Here is a 25,750-nt window from a genome sequence, read left to right on the forward strand (position 1 = left end):
GTAGGACCCGCCGTTGTAGTCGGTGTTGTAGTCGGAGCCGTAGTCGGTGCTGCAGTCGCAGTCGGAGGGGGGCGGCGTGGAGCCGTTGGGGGCGGGGGACCCGGAGCGGGTGGGTGGCTTTGTGCTGCGCGGTCGGCTGGGCGCCGGCGGCATGGGCGAGGTGTTTCTGGGCCGGTCGCCGGGCGGGCGGGAGGTGGCGGTCAAGATGGTGTACCCGCATCTGGCGCGGCAGCCGGAGTTCCGGGCCCGTTTCGGCCGCGAGGTCGCCGCCGCCAGCTCGGTCAGCGGGGCGTTCACCGCCCCCGTGGTGGCGGCCGGGCCGGACGACGACCGGCCGTGGATCGCGACCGTCTACATACCCGGGCCCGACCTGGCCAGAGCCGTGGCCGAGGCCGGCCCGCTGCCGGAGGGATCGGTCTGGGCGCTGGCGGCCGGTCTGGCGGAGGCCCTGCAGGCCATTCACGCCGCCGGCCTGCTCCACCGCGATCTCAAACCGTCGAACGTGCTGGTGGCGGCGGACGGACCCCGGGTGATCGACTTCGGCATCGTCCGCACCGTTGAGGGCACCTCCCTCACCGGCACGGGCACGGTGTTCGGCACCCCCGGCTTCATGTCCCCCGAACAGGCCGACGGCTGGGAACTGGGCCCGCCCAGCGATGTGTTCGCCTACGGCGCCGTGATCGCCTTCGCCGCCACCGGCGTCGAGCCGTTCGGCCAGGGCCCACCGCTCGCGGTCGTCCACCGCGTCATCTCCGGCGAGCCACAACTGGGAACGCTGAACGGCCCGTTGCGCGAGTTGGTGGTGGCATGCCTGGCCAAGAACCCCGCCGACCGGCCCACGCTCCCCCAACTGCTGGAACGGATCACCACCCACTGGACCCCGCCGGACGCCTCCCCCTGGCCCGCCGCCGTGACCACCCTCATCCGCCCCCCGACCACACCCCCCACCACACCCCCCACGACGCCCTACGAGCAGCCCGCCGCCCCCGGCGCGGATCTGTCCCGCCGTTCCGAAGAGGCCCGACAGGCCGGCCAGGCCGGCAACCACGCCGAGGCGGCACGCCTGATAGCCGAGGTCGCCGCCGACCAGGCACGCGCCCTCGGCGCCGACGACCCCGCAACGCTGTCCTCCCGCCATGAACACGCCTTCTACACGGGGGAGTCGGGCCGTTTCGCCGAGGCGGAGCGGCTGATGGGCGAGGTCGCCGCCGCCCGGGTGCGCGTTCTCGGCGCCGACCACCCCAGGACCCTGGCCTCGCGCTACAGCCACGCCTTCTACGTCGGTCAGTTGGGGCGGCACGCCGAGGCCGCCGGCCTGATGGCGGAGGTCGCCTCCGATCAGACCCGGGTCTTCGGCCCCGACCACCCCGGCACCCTGACCTCCCGCTACAACCACGCGTTCTATGTGGGCGAGTTGAAGAGGTATGTCGAGGCCGCACCCCTGATGGGCGAGGTCGCCGCCGACCGCGCACGCGTCCTCGGCGCCGACCACCTGGTGACCCTGGCCTCCCGCCACCAGCATGCCTTCTACATAGGCGAGTTGGGCCGGCATGCCGAGGCCGCCCGCGTGATGGGCGAGGTCGCCGACGCCCGGGTACGCGTTCTCGGCGCCGACCACCCCTCAACTCTGGCGTCCCGCTTCAGCCACGCGTTCTACGTCGCCGAGCTGGGACGGCACGCCGAGGCCGCCCGCCTGATGGGCGACGTCGCCACCGACCAGTCACGCGCCCTCGGCGCCGACCACCCCCGCACCCGCTCCGCCCGAGACAAGCACGCCCAGTACCTGAAACGGGCGGCCGAACACGGCGCTGCCCCGGGGCGGTGACACCAGCCGTCAGAACGCGACCCCCGCGCGCCTGGCCAGGCGCGTCAGCCGGGGGTTGCTGCGGCGGTGCAACGAGGTGAGCACGCGGACGAGTTCCTGACTCGTCGGATGCACCCGAGCCATTTCGGGCGCGACGTCCCACGCCTCTTCGAGCGATGCGAGGGCGGCCTCCCGGTCCCCCAGGGCGAGATGCGATCGGCTCAGGCTCATATGCAGCGGCCCGATCCTGGTCGCGGGCAACGATGTGCCCGTCCGCAACAGATCGTCGGCGGTCCTCAGCGCGTCGCGGTACTCCTCCATATCGGACGCGGTGGAGATGACATGCACGGCGGTGTTCTCCGGACCGAAGTGGATGCCGTGGTCGGCGATGTCCTCGGGGAACTCGTCCGCCGCCCGCCAAGCGGCGTCGATATGCCGCTGCGCCGTCCGCTGGTCCTTGATCCGGCCAGCAAGGGTGAGCCCGCGCAGGTGCAGGATGCCCAGGCCATAGGCACGGTCACGCCCTCGAAGCGTCGCTTCCGCCTCGACGACGGCACGGTCGACGACGGCCAACCCGCCGGCGAAATCCCCCGAGTTGAGGAACGCGCCGGCCTCGTCACGGGCCGCCACCGTGGCGGCGATCGGCCGGGCCCGTTCGGCGGCGAGCCGCTGCTTGATGACGGCCAACTCCGCCAGATGCATCCAGCGATGCCGCGCCGCCAGCCAGTACACGACGCTGTAGGTATCGGCGACCCGCTCCCAGGCATCGGGTGACTGCGTGGCATGCGCGTGGTTGGTCCCGTCGGCAAGCACATCGGGAAGCTTCTGAAGGACCGCACCCAACTGTGTCCGGTGACGGTGCTCATTCAGCTCGGCCAGCTTCTGCGGCAGGTCCTCGGGGTGCGCAGGAGGCGAATCGGGGATGTCAAAGCGTCGAATGGCATGGTTCAGCGCGGTCAGACTGTCCGCATTACCCCGCGTGACGGGGGCCGTGCCCAGTAGTTCATCAAGCGTCAACCCCATGGCCTGGGCCAACGCGGCGGCCATGCCCTGCGTCAGAGCGCGATCCCCGATCTCGATCTTGCTCAGCAGCGAAACCGACATGCCGGCCTTACGGGCGAGAGCTACCTGACTCAAACCGCGTGACTTACGACAGACAGCTACATTCGCCCCAGGACCGGGAATCTTGGTCACGCTCATGAGGTGTGCCTTCCCCGCTCGTCTCGAATAACGTCCCCCAATCGTCTCACCCTCAGCACCGGCCCACTCGCTCCCTGTGCATGTGCTGTGCAAGTTCGTTGCCAGCCAGAGCAGTTCTCTTGGGTGAGACACGGGTGCACAGGTGGAACGAGGACTCATGGCATCGACACGTGAGAAGACGTTGCTCGAACACTGCGAGCCGCCCTATCCGGTGGGAACGGTGGTCGAGGACACGAGCGCCGGCCGCATCGGGGAGATCAAGGGTGCACTGATCGAGCGAGGGGTAGACGGGCGGCCCATGGGCACAACCGTCTATTTGCGGCCGAAGGGGGGCGGTACTGAGTGGGAAACCCTTCCGGAGTCCATCCTCCCGGTCGCCCCGAACGGCTGACCTGGCCGACGAAACGCGCCGCAGTCGTCGTTCCGGGCGATGTTGTCGGGTACGCGGGGCAGTGGCGCACCGTCGCGGAAACCAGTACGGCCCGAGGGCCATTGGGTGGTCTAGCCGTGGTCCTCACCTGGGAGGAAGGCGGCTCGGCTCGCTTCCCGGCGGGAGACGAACTACTGGTGCCTCGGTCACAACCGTCCACCGAAGAGTGAAGCACTGCCGCTCCCACACGAGGCCCCCAAAGGGCTCTCCATTGCACGAGAGGGTGAACCACATTGACCAGTTCATCAGACGAGGAACCGCTGCCGGTGGCGATTGCCGACATGGGGAAATCCGCGACGCCGGCCGATTCCACGGAAGTGGAGCAGGACGCCGACCGACACGCGCAGTTGCGGGCCAGGCTCCGCAGGATCAATACCGCCAGCGAGGTCAACTACCAGACCAAGAGTGGTGAATTGCCGTGACCCCGATCATCAAGGGTGCGGACTGGGTGCTCACCGACGAACTCGGGCCAGGGGCGCCGACCGGGATATACGGCGTGGAGTGCATGGTCTGCGAGGCCCGCTCCCCGCTCTTCGACGACGACGCGAAGCCCGTTGCGGTTTGGACCGTTCAACACACGGCCCAACATCCGGACCACGACCTGTTTCTCGCGCGGGCGGAGAAGCACTGGCGCGTCGTGCGCCGCCGGCACGAGGACGAGAACCAAACGCCGCCGCGAAAGCCCGTGATCGCGTTTCTGGACCGCGCATTCGGGCCGGCGTTCGTCGGGCTGATGTGTCTGTTTACCGCCCTGACCGGCTATTTCATCTCCCTCAACTAAGCAACAAGGACAAACAACTTCATGCTCATCACCTTCATGGTCCTGGCCACCACCCGGGACGGGCACCTGCTGATGGTCCAGGGCACGGACGGCTGGACACTGCCCCACGGCACCATCCCACCCGGCCGCTGCCCCGTCCTCACCGCACGCGAAACGCTGATGGACACCACCGGCTACGACCGATGCGTCACCGACGCCTACGCCATCAGCCTCACCCACCACCCCACCAACACCCTCACCTACGTCCTGGACGGCGGACACACCCCCACCATCCCCGCCGGCGCACACAAACACCTCCCCACCAACGCCGCCTGGCTCCCACTCCGCGAACTCCACGAACCACCCCCCATCATCCGCAACGCCCTCACCGCCGCCGCCCAACGACGCCGCGTACCCGTCCTCGTCAACGGCGAACGCCCCGACGCCGCCTACACCTAGAACAGGAACAGAGAAAAGCACATGGCACAGCAGACCCTCATCGTCCTCGTCACCACCCGCAACGGATACGCCCTCCTCCACCGCGACGAGCTACCGCAGGCCACCGTCCCCAACCACGGCGACCTCGCCCTCACCGGACGGCTCACCCTCGCCCGCCAGACCGGCCACCTCACCGACATCACCCGCGCCTGGACCGTCCAACCCACCACCGACCACGGCGAGTTGTGGGTGCTGGACGGGGGAACGCTCGACACCGTCCCCGACGCCACCGAGGACACCAGCCCCAACGCCCGCTGGGCACCGGTCACCTCCCTCACTGACAACGCCGCCGTCCAGGAAGCCCTCGACGCCGCCGAGACCGGCGTCAGCATCCGTCTCCCCGTCAACTGAGGGCGGTGCCGGGGGCCGGCCATGGATCATGGTCGGCCCTTTGGTGCGGGCCCTTGACCCCGCCGGGGGCTGTAACAGAAACTGTTGCAGCAGGGAGGGGGATTGATGGCGGCGAACAGTCGATTGACCATTGCCACGCACGCGTTGGCCTGGATGGCGCTGGCGCGGCGGCGGGGGCAGGACGTGCTCACCTCGGAGCAGGTGGCGGCCAGCGTCAACACCAATGCCGTGATCATCCGGCGCAGCCTCGGCGATCTGCGGCGGGCGGGTCTGGTCGAGGTCCGCCACGGTGCCGGCGCGGGCTGGAGCCTGGCCCGCGAGCCGGCGGAGATCACCCTGCTTGAGGTGTATGACGCGGTCGACGCGCAGCCGCCGTTCGGGCTGCACCGCAGCGAGCCCAATCTGGAGTGCCCGGTCGGCCGGGGGGTCCGCCCCGCGTTGAGCGAGGTCTATGGCCGGGTCGAACGCGTCATGCGCCAGGAGTTGGCGGAGACCTCGATCGCCGACGTCCTGCGCGACACGTTGGCGGCGAACTGAGCGAACCTGTCCGTTGATCGGACCTTCGTTACCCGCGCCCCTTGTTGTAACAAAAACTGTTTCAGCTGTCGAAGGTGAGCGAGCCTGATGGACGTACCACGATGTCCCGTCGTCGAGTTGCGGCAGTACACGCTGCACCCGGGGCGGCGGGATGAGCTGATCGAGCTGTTCGACCGGGAGTTCGTCGAGTCGCAGGAGGCCGTGGGCGCGACCGTCCTGGGGCAGTTTCGCGATCTGGACGACCCCGACCGCTTCGTCTGGCTTCGCGGCTTCGCGGACATGGCGGGTCGTTGCAAGGCGCTGGAGGACTTCTACGGTGGGCCGGTCTGGCGCGAGCACCGCGACCGGGCGAACGCGACGATGGTCGACTCCGACGATGTGCTTCTGCTGCGGCCGGCCTCGCCCGACGGCGGGTTCCCGCCGCCGGCCGGCCCCCGACCGGCGCCCGGCGAGCCGGCACCCCGGGCCTCGTCGCTCATCCTCGCCACCGTCTGCCACGGCGACAACGGCGACAACGGCGACAACGGTGGCGACGGCGACGCCTCGTTCGAACGGCGGCTGCGCCCGCTGCTGGCCGAGAGCGGCGGCGAACCGCTGGCGTGTCTGCGGTCGGAGCACGCCCGGAACACCTTCCCGGCATTGCCGGTGCGAACGGGCGAGGAGGTCGTCGTCCGGTTCGCCAGGTTCGGCGACGAACGCGATCTCGACGACCACCTGCGGCGGCTCGACCGGTCGGCGGCGGGTTCCGAACGGTGGCCCAGGGTTCTGCAACGGCTGCGGCTGGTCCCCACGGAAAGGTCCACGCTGCGATGAGTTCCGATCCGCCCGCCGACGGGCGTTCCGACTTCGACTTCCTCTTCGGCCGCTGGCGGGTGCGCAACCGCAAACTGGTGGATGTGGTCGATCCGGCCTGCGAGGAGTGGATCGAGTTCGACGCGGCCTCGGCGGTGGAGCCGATATTCGGCGGTCTCGGCCATGTGGACCGGATCCGGGCCGACTCCTTCGAGGGCTTCACCCTGCGGCAGTTCGACCCGGCGGCGGGGGTATGGCGCATCTGGTGGGCTTCCAGCGGTCGCCCCGGACATCTGGACCCCGCGATGGAGGGTTCGTTCACCGACGGCGTCGGCCGGTTCTTCTGCGATGACGTTCTCGGCGGGCGGCGGGTCGGGGTCCGCTTCCGGTGGACGGCGCGGCCGGCGCACGGTCCGCGCTGGGAGCAGGCGTTCTCCTATGACGGCGGGGCCAGTTGGCGCACCAACTGGACCATGGACCTCAGGCGGGAATCCCCGTAGCACCGGGGCGGACCGGGGCGGGGCGCCCGGGGTTGCCCGGGAGTCCCGAGAGGAAGTGTTCCGCCGCTTCCTGGACCCTGGCCCGGTCGCCGGTGGCCAGGAGGTCGAGGAGCAGGCCGCGGATCGTCGCGATGACGAGGGTGGCCTCGCGGGTGGCCGCCGCCGGATCGGTGTGCGGCCCTTGCGCGTCGCGCAGGGAGTTCATCCAGTCGGTGACGACATGGTCCAGGAAGTCGGAGAACTGCCCGGGGGCCTGCAGCGCGCGGCCGTAGACGGCGAAGAACAGCCTGAACTCGGCGTCCCGCTCCGGGGAGGACGTCCGCTCCCAGACCGCGCGCGCCGCCTCGGCGAGGCCGGGCCGCCGGCCGGTCGTCGCCGCGTCGGTGGCTTCGAAGATGCGCTCCCGCAAACGTTCGAGGACGGCTTGGAGCATCTGCTCCTTCGACCCGAAGCGGTGCACCAGCGTGGTGGGCGATACATCCAGAGCGGCGGCGATGGGGCGCCACGAGAGGTCGTTGAATCCGTGCTCGACCGTGTAGTCCACCACGCGGTCAAGCAGCTCGGCGCGCCGTTCGTGATCCACCGGCCGGCCTGCCATCGCTGCCTCCTGATGCTTCCGCTTGACTTACTAGAACGACTGTACAAAGAATGAGGGGGGTCGGCAAGCGGTGCCACCGAACGGGGTGGTGCCGCGCCGTCGGAGGGAGTCATGTCATGGCGCGAGTTGTTGTTTTCGATGAGACCGGCGGCCCGGAAGTGCTGCGCGTCGTCGAGGAGCCGGTCGGTGATCCGGGGCCCGGAGAGGTACGCGTCAGGATCGAGGCGTTCGCCGTCAACCGACTGGACGAACTGACACGCTCCGGCGCCGCCCCCATGCCGATCCGACTCCCGCACGCCCGGCTGGGCTGCGAGGGGACGGGCATCGTCGACGCGGTGGGCTCCGGCGTCGACGGGCTCGGCGTCGGCGACGCCGTTCTTGTCACCGCCGTGCCCGACATGACGTCCAACGGCACCTACGCCGACTACACCGTGCTGCCGGCCGCACGGGTCGTCAAGCGTCCGGCGGGGCTGGACCCCGTGAAGGCGGCCGCCCTGTGGGTCGCCTACTCCACCGCCTATGGCGCGCTGGTGGAGAAGGCCGGGATGCGGCCGGGCGACCATGTCCTGATCACCGCCGCCTCCGGCACCGTCGGCCTCGCGGCGATCCAGATCGCCCGCCGGATCGGCGCCGTCCCCATCGCGGTGACCCGGCGTACCGCCAAGAAGGACGCGCTCTTCGCCGCGGGCGCCTCCGCCGTCATCGCCACGGACCAGGAGGACATCGTCGAGGCCGCCCTCCGGCACACGGGCGGCGTCGGCGCCGACATCATTCTCGACTCCGTCATGGGCCCCGGCCTCGCCGAACTGGCCAGGGCGGCCAGGCAGATCACCGGCACCCTGGTCACCGTGGGATGGCTCGACCCGCGCCCCGCCCCCTATCCCTCGCAGGCCATCACCATCCACCGGTACATGAGCTTCGAGCACACCCTCGACCCCGAATCCGTGCGGCGCATCGCGGCGTTCCTCTTCGCCGGCCTGCGCGCGGGTGCGCTGGATCCCGCGGTCGACAAGGTATTCGCGCTGGACGAGATCGCCGAGGCCCACCGCTACCTGCAGCGGGGCCAGCGGGCCCACGGAAAGATCATCGGGACCGGCGCCGCCGTGGCGTGAACGGTGGCGAGGGCGGGGCCCTTCCCTCCGCGCGATGCGCGTGCGCGACCCCGCACGCCCCGGTCGGCCAGGCCGCGTCGGCTAGGCCGCGTCCGCCTGGGCGTGTTCGCGGAGTGCGTTCAGCAGGGCGGTGACGGCGGGTTGGGCGAGGGAGACCTCGCGGATGGCGGCGTGGACGGTGCGGACCGGTTCGGGGTTCTCGATCGGTCGGATGACGATGTCCGGATGCCGGTTGACCAGACCGAGTCGGGGGAGCACGCCGATGCCCAGGCCGGCGGCGACAAAGCCCTGGGCCGTCATATGGTCCTCGCTGCGCACCCCGAAGTCGGGCGCGAAGCCGGCCGCCGCGCAGGCGTCGAGCAGGGGGTCGAGGCAGGGGCCCGGCCGTTCGCTGGCCACCCAGGGTTCCGTCGCCAACTCGGCCAGCTCCAGCGCTCGTCGGGTGGCGAGCGGGTGGTCGGCGGGGAGCACGGCAGCGAACGTGTCGTCCAGGAGCCGTTCCAGCCGCACGCCCTCGCGGGGGCGGCCGGGGTGGCCGACGATCAGGGCCAGATCGGCGTGGCCCCTTTCGACCTCGGCGAGTGAGCCGGCCGGATCGTCGATCAGCTCCAGGTCGATCCGCACCCCGGGGTGCTCGCCGCGCAGACGGGCCAGGGCGGGGGCGACGAGCGCGGCGCCGGACGAGGTGAAGTAGCGGATGGCGAGATGGCCGGTGCGGCCGGCCTTGAGATCGGCCAGGGCGGTCTCGGCCGCAGCGACGCCCCGGCTCAGCAGGCCGGCGTGCTCGCTGAGCAGCCGGCCGGCGGCCGTCGCGCGCACCCCGCGTCCGGTCCGTTCCAGCAGGGGGACGCCGGCCTGTCTCTCCAGCACCGCGATCTGCTGGCTCACCGCAGAGGGGGTGTAGCCGAGGTGGGCGGCGGCAGCGGTCACCGTGCCGCTGCTGATCACCGCCCGCAGGATCTGCATCCTTCGCACGTCGAGCATGAAGCAGAGCTTAACGCCAACCATAGAACCTTTCGCTTGTCCTGTTGGCTCACGCCGGGCGATGGTGAGGGCATGGCGGCCACCGGGGCCGGGCGAGGGGGAGAGGGACCGTGAAACCGTGGATAAGGGTGGGCGTGCTCGCGCTGCTCTGGGGGTCGACGTTCCTCTGGACCGAGCTGGCGCTGCGGGACTTCCCGCCGTCCCAAGTCACCTTTGTGCGCAGCGCCTTGGGTGCGCTGGTGTTGACGGTCGCGTGCTTCGCCGGCGGGCGTCGGCTGCCCCGCGACCGGTCGGTCTGGCGCCATATCGTGGTGGGCGCGTTTCTCTGCAACGCGCTGCCGTTCCTTCTCTTCAGCCTGGGGCAGCAGCGGGTGGACTCGGGGCTTGCCGGGGTTCTCAACGCGACCACGCCGCTCTGGGCGTTCGCCATCGCGCTGGCCATCGGCGCCGAGCGCGGCGGTCAGCCGGCGAGGGTCGGTGGGCTGCTGCTGGGCTTCGCGGGCACGGTGGTCATCTTCGCGCCCTGGCGGGGGACGGGTTCGGCCGGTGGGGGCGCGCTGCTGATCCTGGTCGCGGCGGGGAGTTATGCCGTCGCGTTCGCCTATCTGGGCCGCCATCTGGTCGGCCGGGGCATCCCCACCATCGTGCTCTCCGCCGCGCAGCTGATCGCGGCCACCGGCTGGTCCCTGTTCGCGTTGCCCGTCGGCGGCCTCACGCTGCCCCGGCCGGGCGGCACCGCGCTGCTGGCCCTGGTGGTCCTCGGGATCTTCGCCACCGGGCTGACGTTCCACCTCACCTATCGGATCATCGCCGACGAGGGTGCGGTGAACGCGGCGACGGTCGGCTATCTGCTGCCGCCGGTCTCGGTGGCGCTCGGCGCGCTGGTTCTCGACGAGCGGCCGGGGGTGCGGGTGTTGGTGGGGATGGGTGCCGTGCTGGTGGGGGTCGCGTTGACCCGGCGTCGGCCGCCGGTGCCCGTTCCCTCGCGATCGGCGGATCGGGCGCGCCCCCTTGACGGTTAGGTAAGGCTAACCTTAATAATGGGATGCCTGGTTGGCTGGTTCCGAGCGAACGGGAGTCCCCTGGTGGCGTTTTGTCGGGTGAACGTCGGAAGGCCCCACTGGTGACGGCGCTCTCCGTCCGAGGGCTGACCATGGCCTACGAACCGGACGAGCCCGTGCTGCGCGGTCTCGATCTGGAGGTCGCCGGCGGCGAACTCACCGCCGTGCTGGGCGCCTCGGGCGCCGGCAAGACGACGCTGCTGCGGATCATCGCCGGCTTTCTGACGCCCACCGGCGGGACCGTCACCGTCAACGGCCGCACCGTCTCCGCGCCCGGGGTGCGGGTGCCGCCGGAGAAGCGGGGCATCGGCATCGTCGGCCAGGAGGGCGCGCTCTTCCCGCACCTGAGCGTCGAGCGCAATATCGCCTTCGGCCTGAGCCGGGTCAAGCGCGTCGACCGGCGGGCCAGGATCGAGGAGTCGCTGGCGCTGGTGGGCCTCGACGGGTTCGGGGGCCGCATGCCCTACGAGCTGACCGGCGGTCAACGTCAACGCGTCGCGCTGGCCCGGGTGTTGGTGCCGCATCCGGCGCTGGTGCTGCTGGACGAGCCGTTCGAGACGGTGGACAGCGCGCTGCGGGTGGGGCTGCGCAACGATATCCGGCGGGCCCTGGCCGCGATGGGCAGCACCGCGATCCTGGTGACCCACGACTGGCGGGAGGCGCATTCGGTCGGGGACCGGGTGGCGGTGCTGCGCGACGGCCGGGTGGTGCGGCAGGGCACCCCGGAACGCGTCCACCGCCGGCCGCCGGGGGGAGTCGGGGAGCGGCGCCATGACCGGCCTGGCGCGGCGGCCGGTCATGGCGCCGGTCATGGCGCCGGTGGGGGCGGTCAGCTGGCGCAGTACTCCGCTTCCAGACCCGCGGCCCGATAGGCGCAGTCCGCGTAGTCCAGCAGCGTCAGCACGGCCTCCCGGTTGCGGCTGGTCTCCCGGTCGATCACGCTCCCGGGCGGATAGAACCCGCCGCCCAGCTGGGACGTCGGGTACATCTCGAAGGTGAACGAGAAGATCCCCTGGTCGGCCCAGAGCCAGTCGTTGATCGAACCGTCGGTGATATAGAGGTCGCTCGACTGCTGCGGGGTGTAGCCGTTGGTGTCGGCCAGCTCCGTGCCCAGCGCCTCGAACGCCGCCGCGTCGTCGGCCGTCAGCCCGGGCGCGGTGTCGGAGTAGGTGTAGCCATAGGGCCACAGCACCAGCTCACCGTAGGTGTGGAAGTCGATATGCGCGGTGATCTGCTGCTCGCCGCCGACCACCCGGCCGCGCACGAAGTCGGCCACGACGGCCGTCTCGGGGCCCGACTCGGGCCCGGAACCACGGTAGGTGTCGCTGCTCGGCGAGCTGGACGAGCCGCCGCAGCAGCCCCACTCGTAGGCCCAGTTCCGGTTCAGATCGGTGCCGATGGCGGACGAGCCGGCGTTGGGCTGCCGGTTCTTGCGCCAGCTGCGGAACGAGCCGGACTCCTGGTCGTAGATCTTGCCGTCCGGGTTCACCGTGGGGATCACCCAGACCTCGCGGCTGTCGAGGAGGGCGGTGATCTCGGGGTCGGTGCCGTACTGGGAGGTCAGCTCGCCGAGGGTGTAGAGCGCCATCTCGACGGTCAGATGCTCCCTGGCGTGCTGGTTGGCGGTGAACAGCACCTCGGGCTCGTCCTCGTCGACGGTCACGTTCGCGCTGACCTTGACGGCGACGATGTCGCGGCCCTCGTAGGACTCGCCGATCACCTGGCTGCTGACCAGGTCCGGATAGCCGGCCTCCAGCTGGTCGACGGTGGCCAGCGCCTCGGCATAGGTGTGGTAGTCCTCCGGGGCGGCGATGCGGAAGTCGTCGCCGCGTACGGAGGGCGCGGTGAGGGCCGTCAGCCGGTAGCCCAGCTCGGCCAGCCGCTCGGCGTGGGCCTGGTCGGTGGTGATGACGACGGACGAGTCGCGTACCTCGTCGATCGCGGTGCCGGTTCGGGCCAGGTCCGTCCGCTCGACGGCCGTGGCCACGCCGTCGACCTCGTACTGCCGGACGGTGGTCGCGGTCGGCTCTGTCTCGTCAGGGGCGGCGTTGGCCAGGGCGCCGCCGGAGGCGAGGGCCAGGGTGAGGGTGAGAACGGTTGCGGCGATGGCGGTCCGCCTGCCGCGCGGGATTCTGCGCATGCGCGTCTCCAGAGTGGGGTGGCGCCATGATCGCGAAAATGGCATGCGCAGGTCAATATGGTCTACGTGGAGTATCTGTGCGGTTGCTCTGGGGTGGGGGTGTGGGGTCCCGGATTGTGATGGCGGTTACGGGACTTTGGTCGTGTGCGAGGTGGGGTGGTGGGTGGTGGGGGTGTGGGTTGGGGCGTGGTTCGGGGGGTGGGGTGGGGTGTGGGGGTGGGACTTCTGTCCTGGTCTACGAGGTGTCTTCGCAGGTCAGGGGCTTGTGTTGGGGGTGGGGTGGGGTGCATGTTGGCTGCTCGCCGCGTTTGGGCGGTGGTCTTCGTACGGGGTTTCGGGAGGTTACGACCATGACTGTTTCTACGCACGGTGCGGGTGCTCGCGTTGTTCGTCCGGTCGTGATGGCTGGTCTGGTGACGGTGGGTGCTACGGCGCTGTCGTTGCCTTTCGCCACCTCTGCGATGGCTGCTGAGGCCGAGGGTGTGGGTGCGGCTCGGGCGGCGGAGGGTACGTCGGCTCCTGCGGCGTTCGCTCCCGAGGGTGGGGATGGTCCGTTGGGTCAGCCCATGACGGTCACGGCCGACGGGGACGACGAGGGCGCTGAGGGTGCTGGTGAGGGTGACGCGCCGGCCGCTGAGAAGCCCGAGAAGCCTGCCGATGACAAGCCCGAGAAGGCTGAGGAGGCTGGGTCGGGCGATGTTGATGGTGTGGCTGATGGGTTTGATGAGGATGAGGGTCGTGGTGAGGAGTACCACGATGATGGTTCGCTGGTGGTGATTCCTAAGGCTGAGCAGCCGACGCCGGAGCCGGCTTCGGATGAGGAGATCGACGGGTGGATTCGGGAGGCTCTTGAGGTGCTGGAGGATGAGGGTATTCCGGCCAGCTATGAGGGTATTCATCGGAATCTGATGCGGGAGTCGAGTGGTGATCCGCTGACGATCAACCTGTGGGACACGAACGCGGAGCAGGACATTCCGTCCAAGGGTCTGCTGCAGGTGATCGATCCGACGTTTGAGCAGTACCACGTCGAGGGGACCAGCGAGAACATCTACGACCCGGTTGCCAATATCGCGGCTGCCTGTAACTACGCGGCCGACCGGTACGGCTCGATGGACAACGTCGACAGCGCGTACTGACCAGAGCGAGTAGTCGGCCACCGACCAGCGAGCCCCGCCCCCCGGCGGGGCTCGCCGTCGTGTGTGCTTGGTCGCTCGGTCGGTCACTCGGTGGGCGGCAGCCCCGGCGGGTTGATCTCGGAGGCCTCGATCGCCTCGTCGGACAGGCCCCAGCGGTCCAGCACCTCGGCATAGGTGCCGTTCTCGATCACCTCGCCGAGCGCCGCGTGCAGGGCCTCGACGAGGCCGTTGCCGCGCTGGGTGGTGGCCGCTATCTCGCCCTGGAGGCCGTCTCCGGCGCCGGAGAAGCTGCCGATGATCTCCGTCTCGCCGGTGACCCTGGCGTGATAGGCGGCGCTGGGGTTGGGGCCGAGATAGGCGTCGAGACGGCCCGAGGAGAGCGCCAGATAGTAGTCGGTCGAGTTCTGGTAGTAACGGATGTCGGTGGGTTCCAGGCCGGCCGCCTCGTTCTGCTCGCTCCAGCTGATCAGGATCGCCTCCTGGTTGGTGCCGGAGCCGACGCCGATGGTGCGGCCCGCCACGTCCTCGGGGCCCTCGACGCGCCAGTCGCCGCCCACCAGGGTCTCGAAGGCGATGTTGTCCAGCCGGTAGGTGGCGAAGTCGTACTTCTCCTTGCGCTCCTCGGTGACGGTGATATTGCTGAAGCCCACGTCGTAGCGGCCGCTGTCGAGGCCGACGAAGATGTTCGCCCAGTCCACGACGTTGTAGTTGATCTCCAGGTCCAGCACGTCGGCGACCAGCGAGGCGATATCGGTCTCCACACCGATCACCGTCCGGTCGTCGGTGGCGTAGAAGGACAGCGGCGGCACGGTGCCGGCGGAGTTGACCACCTCAAGGGTGCCGCGCTCCCGTATCTCCTCGGGGACCAGCGCGGCGATCTCGGGCACGGCCTCGGTGCTGATCCGGTCCTGCTCGGGGCTGAGGTTGACCTCCAGGCCCGGCGAGGCGTCGTCGTCGCCCGCCGCCGGCTCCACGCCGGCGTCCTCGGGGTCGGCACAGCCGGCCAGCAGCAGGACGGCGGCGAAGGCGATGACCGCGAGCGATCTGGGGGCACGCGTCGGGCGGGGATCCATGGGGCCTCGTTTCATCACGGGAATGGGGACAGGGAATGGGGACAGGGAATGGGGGACGGGGAACGGAGACGGGGGGACGTGGGGACGGGGAAGGAGAACGGCGCGGGTGGGTCAGCGGACCTGGGCGAGGAAGGTGCGGGTGCGTTCCTGGGCGGGGGCGTCCAACACGGCGCCGGGCGGGCCCTGTTCGACGATCTGGCCCTGGTCCATGAAGACCACGGTGTCGGCGATCTCGCGTGCGAAGCCGATCTCGTGGGTGACCACGATCATCGTGGTGCCGCCCCTGGCCAGATCCCGGATGACGGTCAGCACCTCGCCCACCAGCTCCGGGTCGAGCGCGGAGGTGGGCTCGTCGAAGAGCAGCACCTTCGGGGTCTGGCTCAGGGCGCGGGCTATCGCGACCCGCTGCTGCTGGCCGCCGGACAGCTGGCGCGGATAGGCGTCCAGCCGGTCGCCGAGGCCGACGAGGTCCAGCAGCTCGGCGGCCTGCCGACGGGCCTCGGCGCGTGGCCGGCGCAGCGCGGCGATCGGGGCTTCGGCCACGTTCTCCAGGGCGGTGAGATGCGGGAACAGATGGAAGTTCTGGAACACGAAGCCGATATGCGCCCGCTGCCGCAGCACCGCGCGTTCCTTCAGCTCGTACAGGCGGTCTCCGCTGCGCCGGTAGCCGATGACCTCCCCGTCGACGCGGACCAGGCCGGCGTCCGGGGGTTCCAGATGGTTGATGGCGCGCAGCAGGGTGGACTTGCCGGAGCCCGAGGGGCCGAGGATCACGGTCACCTCGCCCGGCCGCACCCGGAGGTCGATGCCGTGCAGCACCTCGACCGCGCCGAAGCTCTTGGTCACCCCGCGCACCTCGACCATGGGGGTCGCGCCGCTCATCGTCCGGCCCCCTTCTCCGGTCCCGCGCTCAGGGGGTCGGCGGCTCCCGGCGGTCTGAGCCTGCGCGCGGCGCGGGGCGGGCGGGGGAGCCGGGGTGGTCGGTTGCGCAGTCGCTCCAGCGCGCCGGGGGTCGGCTGCCGCTCGGCGCCCCTGGCGAAGCGGCGCTCCACATAGTGCTGGGCGACGGAGAGCACGGTGGTCAGCAGGATGTACCAGACGGTGGCCACCATCAGCAGCGGCACCACCCGCCCGTTGCGCCCGTAGATCACCTGCACCTGGTAGAACAGCTCGCCCACCGCCATCACCGAGACGATGGAGGTGCCCTTGAAGAGGCTGATGATCTCGTTGGCCGCGTTGGGCAGGATGCCGCGCATGGCCTGCGGCAGCACGATCCGGCGGAACTGTCGCAGCTTGGGCAGTCCGAGGGCGGCCGCCGCCTCGCGCTGGCCCGGGTCGACGGCGATGATGCCGCCGCGCACGATCTCCGCCGCATAGGCGGCCTGGTGCAGGGCCAGGCCGATGACGGCGGCGGTGATCGGCCCGATCAGATGCATGGTCTCGAAGGTCCAGAAGACCGGGCCGAACGGTATGCCGAAGCCCAACTCCTGGTAGAGATAGGCGAGGTTGAACCAGAACAGCAGCTGCACGATCAGCGGTATCGAGCGGAAGGCCCAGATATAGGTCCAGGCCACGCCGCGCAGCACCGGGCTGCTGGAGAGCCGCATCACGGCCAGCAGCACCCCGAGGGTGAACCCCAACGCCGTGCCGTAGAAGGTGAGTTGGACGGTGAGCCAGACCGCCTTGAGCACGCTTTCGGCGAACAGGTAGTCGACGAAGGTCGACCAGTCCCAGCCGGGGTTGGTGGCCAGGCCGTAGCCGAACTGCGCGACCAGCACCAGGGTGGCGGTCCCGGCCAGCCAGCGGCCGTAGTAGCGGGCCGGCACCACCGTCAGCCTCGACAGCTCGTCGGGGTCGTCCGGCGCGGCGCGTTGGGCGGGGACGGGGGCGGCGGGGGGCGCGCTGTTCACGGTGCCTCCGGGCGGTAGGAGCGGTCGCTTCGCCGCTGGTCGTGGTGCGGGACGGGGGGTGCGGGGACGAGGTGCTTCTCGAAGGGGAGGTAGGGGAGCGTTTCCGGGTCCGCCGTGACGTCGAACAGCGGGGTGTAGCCGGAGTCGAGATAGAGCAGCCTGGCCTCGGGCTGCCGGGGGCCCGTGGTCAGCCGGATGCGCCGGTAGTGCCGGGCGGCGGCACGCTCCAGCTCGGCGACCACGCGGCGGGCCAGCCCCTGGCGGCGGTGCGCGGAGTGCGTCCAGATGCGTTTGAGCTCGGCGGTGTGGGCGTCATAGCGCCGGTAGGCGCCGCCGGCGACGGCGTTGCCCTCGTGGAGCAGGAGCAGCAGCAGGCCGTCGGGTGGGGCGAACTCGGCCTCGGGATAGCGGCTCATCTCGCCGTTGGCGGCCGCGCCGTACCGGGAGGTGTACTCGTGCTCCAGCTCGCGCAGCAGCGGAAGGGTCAGCGGATCGGACAGGCGCACCGAGGTGACGGTCAACTCATGGGCGGAAAGAGACGACATCGCATGTCCTTCGCTCAGGGGTGGGCGACGGCGGGGCGGCCGACCCTCCAGGCGCGGGGGCGCACGCCGTGGCGGACGCGGCGGACGGGCGGGCCGGCCGGGGCCGGGCGCGCCCGTCAGCGCGATGCGACGGTCGTCGGAGGGTGGCGCGGGGGCTCCGCGCGGCGGCAGGGCAAGGGACGGCCCGGCGGCGGGGCGGAGCGAGGAGAACTAGCGGGAGAGAGTCAGACGCGCGGCCGGCTCAGCCGGCGGGGCGCCTGGGGCATCAGCGCGGACAGGACGCCGACCACACTCGACCCAGGTCGATGTGGTCACGCGTGATCAAGGCCAACCCGACGCTCACGTCGACTAGTTGACCGTAAGCACGGCACCTAGTCAACAGGGGAGGGCGACCGATGCGCGGCGACCGATGCGCGGGAACCGATGTGGGGGGACCGATGCGCGCGGACTGATGCGGGAAAGGGGGGAGAGCCGTCAGCGGCTCTCGTCGAGTATCAGCAGCAGGTGCTCGTGCTCGTCGTACCTGAGCGTGCCGGCGCGCCGGAAGCCGTGCTTCTCCAGCAGCCGCACGGAGCCGACGTTCTCGACAAACGGATCGGCGTGCAGCGGGCGGGTCTTCTCCTCGGCGAGGAAGAGCTCCAGCGCGCGGGTGCCGATGCCTCGGCCCCAGTACTCCCGGCCCAGCCAGTAGCCGAGGAAGCGGCGGTCCTCGTCCCACCAGGCGACGGCGTTGCCCGCCAGCACGCCGTCGACGGTGATGGCCCGGACCAGGACCGTGGGGTCCCCGAGGACCCTGGTCTTCCAGTGGTTCATGAAGACCTCGCGCTCCCTGGGCGGGAAGTTCGCCCGCCGCGCGGACTCGGGATCGATCTCCTGGCGGTGGAACACCTCCAGGTCGGCCGGTCGAACGTCGCGCAGCGACACCTTTTCGTTCATATGGCGGAGTCTGTCACCCGCCACTGACAATGGCGGTTCTCGGCGAGCTACTTGGCGTCGATCCGGCCGAGCGGGTCGGTCGCGGACGCCAGCGCCGCACGTTCCGTCCGCCAGGCGGGATCCGTCGGGTAGAGCTCGCCGCGCAGATAGGCCCAGGTCAGCCGGGCGACGGCGGCGACCCGTTCCGGGTTCTCGTCCGTGGTCTCGGCGACGTCGTAGCCGGAGATCCCGCCGAGCCCGTGCTCCGCGCCGAACAGGGTGAGCAGGGACTTGGGTCCGGGGGCGAGGGCGTAGGGGTCGGTGTGCCACTCCGGGCCCGCGACCGTCAGAAAGGCGGAGTCGTCCCGGTCGCCGGCGACCACCAGCGCGGGCGTCGTCATCGTGGAGAAGTCCGTGGTCAGGAAGAAGGGGTAGTGCTCGACGGTGAACTCGGTGAGGGCGTCCCCGCCCCGCCCCGGTGCGGCGAGCAGCACACCCGCCCTGATCCGGGGATCGGCCAGGTCCACCTCCGTTCCGTCGGCCGGGTCGGTGAGCCGGGCGCCCAGCAGCAGGCTCGCGGTGTGTCCGCCCATCGAGTGCCCGGCGACCGCGACCCGATCCCGGTCGAGCCGGCCGGCGAGCTGGGGGACGGCGGCCTCGATGGCGTCGAGCCCGTCGAGGACGCGCGTCATGTCCTCGGCCCTGGTGCGCCAGTGCGCGCCGGATCCGGGGGCGGCGGGATCGGGGCTCAGCGTCCTGGAGTCCAGATGGGTCGGCTGGATCACGACAAAGCCGTGCGCCGCCCAGTAGTTGGCGAGCGGGGCGTAGCCGTTGAGGGAGGAGAGGTGGTGGGAGAAGCCCAGACCGTGCGAGAGCAGGATGATCGGCAGTTCGCTTCCGGTGACGGGCGCGGAGATCCGCAGCTGGAGGTCCACCGCCCGGTCGGGGGTCGGCAGTACCACGGGGCTGACGGAGAGGACGGGGGTGGGTGCGGTGGCTTCGGTCATGGTGGGCGTGCCCTTCTGATGGCCGCGGTCGGCTAGGGTGCAAGCGGATCGTTGTTCCGATTACGAAGATACGGATCGCCGATCCGTTTAGTCAAACGTCCGGCCGGGAGGAGAATCTGGTGTCCACTGCGGATCGATCCGAGGGGGTCCCCGCCCGGGGCAGGCGGGCGGATGCGGTGCGGAACCGGCGGATACTGCTCGACGCCGCCGCCGAGGCGTTCGTCGCCTCCGGGGTCGACGCGCCGATCCGGGAGATCGCGGCCCGGGCCGGCGTGGGCCTCGGGACGCTCTACCGTCACTTCCCGACCCGGGCGGAGCTGGTCACCGCCGTCTACCGGCACCAGATCGAGGCCTGTGCCGAGGCCGGTCCGAGGCTGTTGGCCGAGGCCGCTTCGCCGGCCGAGGCGCTGGGCCGGTGGGTCGACCTCTTTGTCGACTTCCTGGTCACCAAGCACGGGCTCGCCGACGCCCTGCGGTCCGACAGCGACCGCTTCGCCGCGCTGCACACCCACTTCCTGGACCGGCTGCTGCCCGTCTGCGCCGAACTGCTCGACGCCTCGGTCGCGGCCGGCGAGATCAGACCGGGCGTCCGGCCCTATGAGCTGATGCGTGGCATCGGCAACCTCTGCGTCGGACGGGACGACGACCCGGAGTACGACCCCCGCCGGCTGATCGAACCGCTCCTTCGGGGGCTGCGCCGCTCCCCGGTCGACTGACGGTGGCGGCGACGTTCCCGGCTCCCGGAGGGTGATTTCGCGACGTAATCCTGCTCCGACGCGCCGCCTTGCGGCTGCCGGGATTTGTCCGGGATTTCGCACAGGAAAGCGGCGTGGACAGGGCTTGCCCAACCGGCGTAGGTTTTGCCTCAAAGCCCATGCCCATGGGTCGTCCTGTCCGGCCGCAGCGGCCCCCGCGCGCCATCACGGAGAGCAAGTCCCCATGCCTGAGCAGACCGCCAACCCACCCGTCGCCCCCCGCACGCGGCTGACCTGGGGCGGTGGCGCGGTACGGCTGATCCTCGGGATCGGCGGCGAACTGCCGGTCAGCTGGCTGTCGTTGCGCCCGCTCGACGCGGCCCCGGCGCCGGAGATCGACGAGGCCGCGGCCCCGCCGCTGGTGGAGCTGCAGGCGCTCGGCCACGGCAGGTTCCCCGGCAGCCACCGCTACGCCGACACCACCCTGGGCACCCGGCTGCGCTATCTCTCGCACGCCGAGACCATCGTCGGCTCGGACGCCGAACTACGGGTGGAGCAGGCCGACTCGGCGACGGGTCTGCGGGTCACCTCGGTCTTCCGGGCGAGCCCCGGCACCCCGGCGGTGCGGGTCTGGACGGAGGTGACACTCGCCGGCGCCGGGGAGCTGCGGCTGACGGCCGTCTCCTCGGCGGTGACCGGCGCCTTCCTGGCCGACTCGGGCCGGAGCGTCGACCAACTCGACGTGCTGCACGGCGACTCCGACTGGGTGGCCGAATCCCGCTGGCGGCGGGTGCCGCTGCGCGCCACCGGGCTGGTCGACATCGATGCCGAGGTGCACCACCACGCCTCCCGCAGCCGTTTCCCCGTCACCTCGCGCAGCTCCTGGTCCACCGGCGAGCGGCTGCCCACGGGGGCCGTCGTCGCCGCCGACGACTCCTGGGCGTTGGCCTGGCAGATCGAGCACAACGGCGCCTGGCACTGGGAGTTGGGCGAGCGGCGGATCGGCGCCTATCTGGCGCTGCTGGGCCCGACCGACGCCGAGCACCAGTGGAGCACGGTGGTCTCCGCCGAACGCGCCTTCCGCACCGTGCCGGTGTCCCTCGCGGTCGCGGCCGGCGGCGTCGACGCGGCCTTCGCCGCCCTCACCGCACAGCGCCGGGCGCTGCGCGCGGGCCGCTCCCGACGCCTCCCCGTCATCTTCAACGACTATATGAACACCCTGATGGGGAGCCCGAGCACGGAGAAGCTGCTGCCCCTGATCGACGCGGCGGCCGACGCCGGCGCCGAGTACTTCTGTGTGGACGCCGGCTGGTACGACGAGGGCGGCAACTGGTGGGACAGCGTCGGCGAATGGCGCCCGTCGACGACCCGCTTCCCCGGCGGCCTCGGCGAGGTCACCGGCCGGATCAGGGACCGTGGCATGGTGCCCGGGCTGTGGCTTGAGCCCGAGGTGGTAGGCGTCCGCTCCCCGATGGCCGAGCGGCTGCCGGCCGACGCGTTCTTCCAGCGGCGCGGCGAACGCGTCGTCGAACACGGCCGCTACCACCTCGACCTACGGCATCCGGCGGCCAGGGCGCATGTCGACGCGATCGTCGACGGGCTGGTCGACGAGTTCGGCGTCGGGTTCTTCAAGTTCGACTACAACATCATGCCCGGCCCCGGCACCGACCTCGGCGGCGCCGACCCGGGGGAGGGGCTGCTCGACCACAACCGGGCCCATCTCGACTGGCTGGACGCCCTGTTGGCGCGCCATCCGGAGCTGCTGATCGAGAACTGCGCCTCGGGCGCGATGCGGATGGACTACGCCCTGCTCTCCCGGCTCCATCTGCAGTCCACCTCCGACCAGCAGGACCCGCTGCGCTACCCGCCCATCGCGGCGGCCGCGCCCGCGTCCGTGCTGCCCGAGCAGGCCGGCAACTGGGCCTACACCCAACCCGAGATGACCGTCGAGGAGTCGGCGTTCACCCTGGCCACCGGCATCCTGGGCCGGCTCTACCTCTCCGGCTACCTCAACCGGATGACGCCCGACCAACTCGCCCTGGTGCGCGAGGCGGTGGCGGTGCACAAGGAGCTGCGCGCGACGATCGCCCGTTCGGTGCCGTGCTGGCCGCTCGGCCTGGCCCGCACCGACGAGCCCTGGGTGGTGACGGGGCTGCGGACGCCGGAGTCCGAACTGCTGCTCACCGTCTGGCGTCGGCCCGGCGCCAGCCGCGAACTCACCATCCCCGTCCCGGCGTCGCGCGGCGACGAGCTGCTGCCCGAGGTGCTTTTCCCAGGGCCGGGCGCCGGCGCCGCCACCTGGGATCTGGACTGGGCGGCCGACTCCGGGGTGCTGCGGCTGACCAGCCCGGAGACCGCCGATGCCGCCGCCACCGCGCGGGTGATCCGGCTGCGCCGCCGCTGAACCCGAGAGAAGGTCAGGGCGCGCCGGCGAGATGGGCCCTGATGGCCTCGACCGCCGCCCCGCGCGCCCAGTCGCCGAAGTCGTGCGGCCTGGCGCTCAGTCGGAGACCGCCCAGGCCACGGCGCCGCGTCAGAATGCCGCGCTCCAGCTCGTCGCGCGCGACCCGGGCGAGGTCGACGGAGGCGCCGGCCACGATGACGGTCTTCACCAGGCCGCTGTTGGCGACATGGGCGATCACCACCCCGAGCGCCCAGGCCGCCGCCCGGACGGCCCCGGCGCAGGACGGGTCGCCGGCCCTGGCCAGCCGCACCACCTCGGCGAAGTCCGGGACGCGGCCCAGGCCCTCCGCCGCCGCGATCCGCACCGAGTCGGCGGCCAGCCACGCGGTGACACAACCCCGGTGCCCCTCCGGGCACATGGGGCCGCCGGGGTCCAGGATCTGGTGCGCGAACTCCGCCCGATCGGCCTCGCTACCCCGGACCGCCAGGCCGTGCACGAAGAGCGCGTAGCCGATGCCGTCCCCGACGCCGTCGTCGAGGGCGATCACCGCGAAGTCGCTCTCCTCGCGGGCGTCGCCGAACCACTGGTGCGCCGCGGCCAGCGCCGTCACATCGTGCCCGACGACCCAGGGCATCCCGAGCCGCTTCGCCAGCAGCCGCCGCAGCGGCACCCGCCGCCAGCCCAGCGCGCCGGCGTCGACGACCTCCTCGCCGGCCGGGCCGTGTTCGGCGCCGCCCAGCGTGACCCCGGCGGCGACCGGCCGCCGCCCCTCACCCGTCAGCCGCTCGGCCAGCCGAGCGGTGCGGTCCACGACCGTGTCGGGCGCGGGATCGGGCAGCGGCTCACTCTCCCGCGCGACCACCTCGCCCCGCAGATCGGTGCGGACCCCGTACAGCGCGCCCGAGGTCAGCTTGACGCCAAGGAAATGGTGGGTGTCGGCGACGATCTCCAACGGCCGGGTGGGCCGGCCATGGGTGGGATCGTGCTCGACCTCCCGCTCCACCACCAGGCCCGACTCCACCAGGGGCTTGGTCAGCCGGGTGAGGCTGCCGGTGGACAGCACCAGCCGTCTGGCGAGCGCCGTCCTGGACTGCGGGCCATGGATCACCAGCTCCCGCAGGATCGGCCGCGCGGCCCGTGGCACCGACGCCCAGGCGTCACCGCCCGCCTCCCCGCCACCCGGGCCGCTCACCTCGTTCATGGCGAAAGAATAAGGGGCCGGCGCCGGGTCACCCGGTCGAGCCTGGTGCCGTCACGGGCCGCAGCACCGCCACTCCGCGCCGTGCCAGCCCGACCTCGGACGGATGCGCGCGGCCGGTGAGCAGATCGTGGTGCGGCCCGGGCAGCGGAACGGTGACCGCCTCGGGGCCGTGGTTGATCAGAAACAGGTGCCCGCCCCTGACGACGGCCTCGACCTGCCGCGGCAGCGCCGGCAGCGGCGGCCTGACGCCCGCCTCGGCGGCGGCCCCGGCCAGCAGCCCGACCAGCGCCGGGGGCTCCGGCAGCGTGGACAGGTACCAGGCCGTGCCCCGCCCGTGGCGGTGCCGGGTGACGGCCGGCCGGGACGCCAACTCGCCGTCCGCGTAGGCCATCACCGTCTCCGCGCCGGCCGGCGCCAGCTCCTCGCTCCACAGCGTGCCCACCGCGCCGGCGTCGGTGCCGTCGTCAAGCCGGACGCTCTCCCCGGCCGACAGCGGCGCCCACTCGTGCACCGCCAGGCCGAGGAGCCGGCGCAGCCGCTCGTCGACCAGGCCCTCGCGGATCCGGTCGTCCTCGTCCGCGACGCCGGTGAAGAAACCGCAGACCAGGGTGCCGCCGTCGGCGACATAGGCGAGCAGATTGTCCAGCGCCGCGTCGCTCAGCAGATACAGCTGGGGGATGACCACCATCCGATAGCGGCCGAGATCCGCCTCCGGAGGGGCGAAGTCGCAGGTCAGACTGCGCTGCCAGAGCGCGTGGTGCCAGGCGGCGAGCAGCGCCGGATAGTGCGGCTCGGCCGAGGGCCGGCCCGGCTGCTCCGACGCCCACCAGGCGTTCCAGTCGTGCAGCACCGCGATCTCGGCGGTCACCTCGCCGCCCAACACCGGTCCCAGCGAAGCGAGTTCGGCACCAAGATCCCGGATGCCGGCGAACGCGCGGGTGCCCTCCCCGGCGTGCGGCAGCATCGCCGAGTGGAACTTCTCGCTGCCCTGCCGGGACGCGCGCCACTGGAAGAAGCAGACGCCGTCCGCGCCGCGCGCCACCGCCTGCAGCGACCACTGCCGGGTGACCCCGGCCGGCTTGGGCCGGTTGACGGGCCGGAAGTTGACGGCGGACGCGGCCTGTTCCATCAGCAGCCAGGAGCCCCCCGCCTGGGAACGGGTGAGGTCCTGGACCAGCGCGCCATGCGCCGGGCCCGCCGGATCGTCCGGGCCCACGGCCGGATCGGGATAGATGTCGACGGAGACCACGTCCTCCTCGCCCGACCAGCGCCAGCCGTCCAGACCGGCGAAGAGCGGCATGAAGTTGGTGGTCACCGGGATCTCCGGGGTGCGGGCGGCGACGATATCCCGTTCGGCGCGGAAGCACTCCAGCAGCGCGTCGCTGGTGAACCGGCGGAAGTCCAGCAGCTGGGCCGGGTTGTTCAGGTACTGGGCGCGGCGCGGCGGGATGATCTCGTCCCAGTCGTCATAGCGCTGGCTCCAGAACGCCGTGCCCCAGGCCGAGTTGAGCGCGGCCAGGGTGCCGTACCGGTCGCGCAGCCAGCCCCGGAAGTGGGCGGCCGTGGTGTCGCACCAACAGGCGGTGCCGTACTCGTTGTTGATATGCCACATCCGCAGCGCCGGATGGGAGCCGTAGCGGTCGGCCAGATCCTCCGTGATCCGGGCGGCGTGCTCCCGGTACACCGGGGACGAGGCGCAGAACTGGTTCCGCGCGCCGTACCAGACGACCGTTCCGTTCGGATCGCGCGGCAGCGTCTCGGGGTGCCGGGCGCCCATCCAGGGCGGCGGGGAGGCCGTGGGCGTGGCCAGGCAGACCCCGATACCGCCCTCGTGCAGCAGATCGAGCACCCGGTCCAGCCAGCCGAACTCCCGTGCCCCCGGCCGGGGTTCGAGGGTGGCCCAGGAGAAGACGCCGACCGTCGCCAGGTTGACGCCGGCCTCCCGCATCAGCCGGATGTCATCGACCCACACCTCCTCGGGCCACTGCTCGGGGTTGTAGTCGCCGCCGAACAGCAGCGCGCCTCGGGTGGCGTCGGTCAGTGTGGGCATCGCTCGGTCGTCTCCTGTGCTCGCTAATCCAAGGGTGGTGTGTCGGC

Annotated in this window: 27 protein-coding genes; 15 read left to right on the forward strand and 12 right to left on the reverse strand. The window is 71.3% G+C overall.

Annotation, left to right across the window (positions count from 1 at the left end; translation table 11 throughout):
- Positions 1-46 precede the first annotated feature (46 nt).
- Positions 47-1,825, forward strand: a complete 1,779-nt coding sequence (locus AOM46_RS31320) for a tetratricopeptide repeat protein (RefSeq protein WP_370592624.1) — start codon at positions 47-49, stop codon at positions 1,823-1,825.
- Between the two features lie 9 nt (positions 1,826-1,834).
- Here the strand turns inward: AOM46_RS31320 and AOM46_RS02215 are convergent, their stop codons facing one another.
- The gene (locus AOM46_RS02215; RefSeq protein WP_062204728.1) at positions 1,835-3,004 is read right to left on the reverse strand and encodes a helix-turn-helix domain-containing protein; all 1,170 of its coding nucleotides are present in this window, start codon (positions 3,002-3,004) and stop codon (positions 1,835-1,837) included.
- A 157-nt stretch (positions 3,005-3,161) separates the two neighbouring features.
- Here AOM46_RS02215 and AOM46_RS02220 point away from each other — a divergent pair, with 157 nt between their 5' ends.
- The 8 genes from AOM46_RS02220 to AOM46_RS02250 all read left to right on the forward strand — a co-directional run bounded on the left by AOM46_RS02220 (position 3,162) and on the right by AOM46_RS02250 (position 6,872).
- Positions 3,162-3,395: a hypothetical protein gene (locus AOM46_RS02220; RefSeq protein ID WP_062204733.1), complete on the forward strand. Its 234-nt coding sequence runs from the start codon at positions 3,162-3,164 to the stop codon at positions 3,393-3,395.
- Between the two features lie 272 nt (positions 3,396-3,667).
- Positions 3,668-3,856, forward strand: a complete 189-nt coding sequence (locus tag AOM46_RS33780; RefSeq protein ID WP_158920204.1) for a hypothetical protein — start codon at positions 3,668-3,670, stop codon at positions 3,854-3,856.
- Between the two features lie 26 nt (positions 3,857-3,882).
- Positions 3,883-4,215 carry a hypothetical protein gene (locus AOM46_RS32970; RefSeq protein ID WP_158920206.1) on the forward strand — a complete coding sequence of 111 codons (333 nt, stop codon included), beginning with the start codon at positions 3,883-3,885 and terminating at the stop codon, positions 4,213-4,215.
- A gap of 21 nt (positions 4,216-4,236) precedes the next feature.
- Complete coding sequence (locus AOM46_RS32975; RefSeq protein WP_062204739.1) at positions 4,237-4,653, forward strand: hypothetical protein; 417 nt, start codon at positions 4,237-4,239, stop codon at positions 4,651-4,653.
- A gap of 21 nt (positions 4,654-4,674) precedes the next feature.
- On the forward strand, positions 4,675-5,043 hold the full coding sequence (locus tag AOM46_RS02235) for a hypothetical protein (protein WP_062204743.1): 369 nt from the start codon (positions 4,675-4,677) through the stop codon (positions 5,041-5,043).
- A 105-nt stretch (positions 5,044-5,148) separates the two neighbouring features.
- A complete protein-coding gene (locus AOM46_RS02240; protein ID WP_062204746.1) occupies positions 5,149-5,580 on the forward strand; it encodes an Rrf2 family transcriptional regulator in 432 nt (143 codons plus the stop codon).
- A gap of 87 nt (positions 5,581-5,667) precedes the next feature.
- Positions 5,668-6,393 carry an NIPSNAP family protein gene (locus tag AOM46_RS02245; RefSeq protein WP_062204749.1) on the forward strand — a complete coding sequence of 242 codons (726 nt, stop codon included), beginning with the start codon at positions 5,668-5,670 and terminating at the stop codon, positions 6,391-6,393.
- Positions 6,390-6,872 carry a hypothetical protein gene (locus tag AOM46_RS02250; protein ID WP_062204752.1) on the forward strand — a complete coding sequence of 161 codons (483 nt, stop codon included), beginning with the start codon at positions 6,390-6,392 and terminating at the stop codon, positions 6,870-6,872. The genes AOM46_RS02245 and AOM46_RS02250 overlap by 4 nt, the downstream gene beginning before the upstream one ends.
- Here AOM46_RS02250 and AOM46_RS02255 read toward each other — a convergent pair.
- Positions 6,853-7,470: a TetR/AcrR family transcriptional regulator gene (locus AOM46_RS02255; protein WP_062204754.1), complete on the reverse strand. Its 618-nt coding sequence runs from the start codon at positions 7,468-7,470 to the stop codon at positions 6,853-6,855. The two genes, AOM46_RS02250 and AOM46_RS02255, sit on opposite strands and share 20 nt — an antisense overlap.
- A gap of 116 nt (positions 7,471-7,586) precedes the next feature.
- On the opposite strand from AOM46_RS02255, the gene AOM46_RS02260 reads away from it, so the two are divergent.
- Positions 7,587-8,582 (forward strand): zinc-dependent alcohol dehydrogenase family protein, encoded by a 996-nt coding sequence (locus AOM46_RS02260; RefSeq protein WP_062204757.1) that lies wholly within the window; start codon positions 7,587-7,589, stop codon positions 8,580-8,582.
- Positions 8,583-8,663: 81 nt separating this feature from the next.
- On the opposite strand, the gene AOM46_RS02265 is transcribed toward AOM46_RS02260, so the two are convergent.
- A complete protein-coding gene (locus AOM46_RS02265) occupies positions 8,664-9,566 on the reverse strand; it encodes a LysR family transcriptional regulator (RefSeq protein WP_062204760.1) in 903 nt (300 codons plus the stop codon).
- A gap of 110 nt (positions 9,567-9,676) precedes the next feature.
- On the opposite strand from AOM46_RS02265, the gene AOM46_RS02270 reads away from it, so the two are divergent.
- Entirely contained in the window at positions 9,677-10,588 is a 912-nt protein-coding gene (locus AOM46_RS02270) for a DMT family transporter (RefSeq protein WP_067225834.1), read from the forward strand.
- Positions 10,589-10,689: 101 nt separating this feature from the next.
- A complete protein-coding gene (locus AOM46_RS02275; RefSeq protein WP_062204763.1) occupies positions 10,690-11,499 on the forward strand; it encodes an ABC transporter ATP-binding protein in 810 nt (269 codons plus the stop codon).
- Here AOM46_RS02275 and AOM46_RS02280 read toward each other — a convergent pair.
- Positions 11,457-12,767: a M14 family metallopeptidase gene (locus AOM46_RS02280; protein ID WP_062204766.1), complete on the reverse strand. Its 1,311-nt coding sequence runs from the start codon at positions 12,765-12,767 to the stop codon at positions 11,457-11,459. The two genes, AOM46_RS02275 and AOM46_RS02280, sit on opposite strands and share 43 nt — an antisense overlap.
- A gap of 566 nt (positions 12,768-13,333) precedes the next feature.
- Between AOM46_RS02280 and AOM46_RS31325 the strand changes: the two genes are divergently transcribed.
- A complete protein-coding gene (locus tag AOM46_RS31325; protein WP_234313593.1) occupies positions 13,334-13,903 on the forward strand; it encodes a transglycosylase SLT domain-containing protein in 570 nt (189 codons plus the stop codon).
- 83 nt (positions 13,904-13,986) lie between these two features.
- Here the strand turns inward: AOM46_RS31325 and AOM46_RS02290 are convergent, their stop codons facing one another.
- The 6 genes from AOM46_RS02290 to AOM46_RS02315 all read right to left on the reverse strand — a co-directional run bounded on the left by AOM46_RS02290 (position 13,987) and on the right by AOM46_RS02315 (position 19,353).
- Positions 13,987-14,976, reverse strand: coding sequence for an ABC transporter substrate-binding protein (locus tag AOM46_RS02290; protein WP_062204769.1), 990 nt, complete (start codon positions 14,974-14,976; stop codon positions 13,987-13,989).
- A gap of 111 nt (positions 14,977-15,087) precedes the next feature.
- Entirely contained in the window at positions 15,088-15,858 is a 771-nt protein-coding gene (locus AOM46_RS02295) for an amino acid ABC transporter ATP-binding protein (RefSeq protein ID WP_062204771.1), read from the reverse strand.
- Positions 15,855-16,820: an amino acid ABC transporter permease gene (locus tag AOM46_RS02300; RefSeq protein WP_370592637.1), complete on the reverse strand. Its 966-nt coding sequence runs from the start codon at positions 16,818-16,820 to the stop codon at positions 15,855-15,857. The genes AOM46_RS02295 and AOM46_RS02300 overlap by 4 nt, the downstream gene beginning before the upstream one ends.
- Before the next feature lie 62 nt (positions 16,821-16,882).
- Positions 16,883-17,431: a GNAT family N-acetyltransferase gene (locus AOM46_RS02305; RefSeq protein WP_062204777.1), complete on the reverse strand. Its 549-nt coding sequence runs from the start codon at positions 17,429-17,431 to the stop codon at positions 16,883-16,885.
- Between the two features lie 474 nt (positions 17,432-17,905).
- A complete protein-coding gene (locus tag AOM46_RS02310; RefSeq protein WP_062204781.1) occupies positions 17,906-18,367 on the reverse strand; it encodes a GNAT family N-acetyltransferase in 462 nt (153 codons plus the stop codon).
- Between the two features lie 47 nt (positions 18,368-18,414).
- Complete coding sequence (locus AOM46_RS02315) at positions 18,415-19,353, reverse strand: chlorophyllase (RefSeq protein WP_062204783.1); 939 nt, start codon at positions 19,351-19,353, stop codon at positions 18,415-18,417.
- Positions 19,354-19,472: 119 nt separating this feature from the next.
- On the opposite strand from AOM46_RS02315, the gene AOM46_RS02320 reads away from it, so the two are divergent.
- Both AOM46_RS02320 and AOM46_RS02325 read left to right on the forward strand, forming a co-directional pair.
- Complete coding sequence (locus AOM46_RS02320; protein WP_062204788.1) at positions 19,473-20,069, forward strand: TetR/AcrR family transcriptional regulator; 597 nt, start codon at positions 19,473-19,475, stop codon at positions 20,067-20,069.
- Between the two features lie 223 nt (positions 20,070-20,292).
- The gene (locus tag AOM46_RS02325) at positions 20,293-22,452 is read left to right on the forward strand and encodes a glycoside hydrolase family 36 protein (RefSeq protein WP_062204792.1); all 2,160 of its coding nucleotides are present in this window, start codon (positions 20,293-20,295) and stop codon (positions 22,450-22,452) included.
- Positions 22,453-22,465: 13 nt separating this feature from the next.
- Here AOM46_RS02325 and AOM46_RS02330 read toward each other — a convergent pair whose 3' ends face one another.
- Positions 22,466-23,653, reverse strand: a complete 1,188-nt coding sequence (locus tag AOM46_RS02330; protein ID WP_062204795.1) for an ROK family transcriptional regulator — start codon at positions 23,651-23,653, stop codon at positions 22,466-22,468.
- Positions 23,654-23,681: 28 nt separating this feature from the next.
- Positions 23,682-25,703, reverse strand: coding sequence for a beta-galactosidase (locus AOM46_RS02335; protein ID WP_062204798.1), 2,022 nt, complete (start codon positions 25,701-25,703; stop codon positions 23,682-23,684).
- Positions 25,704-25,750: the final 47 nt, after the last annotated feature.

It is taken from the genome of Streptomyces sp. NBRC 109706 (assembly GCF_000974485.1).
In the GTDB taxonomy this organism is placed as follows: Bacteria; Actinomycetota; Actinomycetes; order Streptomycetales; family Streptomycetaceae; genus Streptomyces.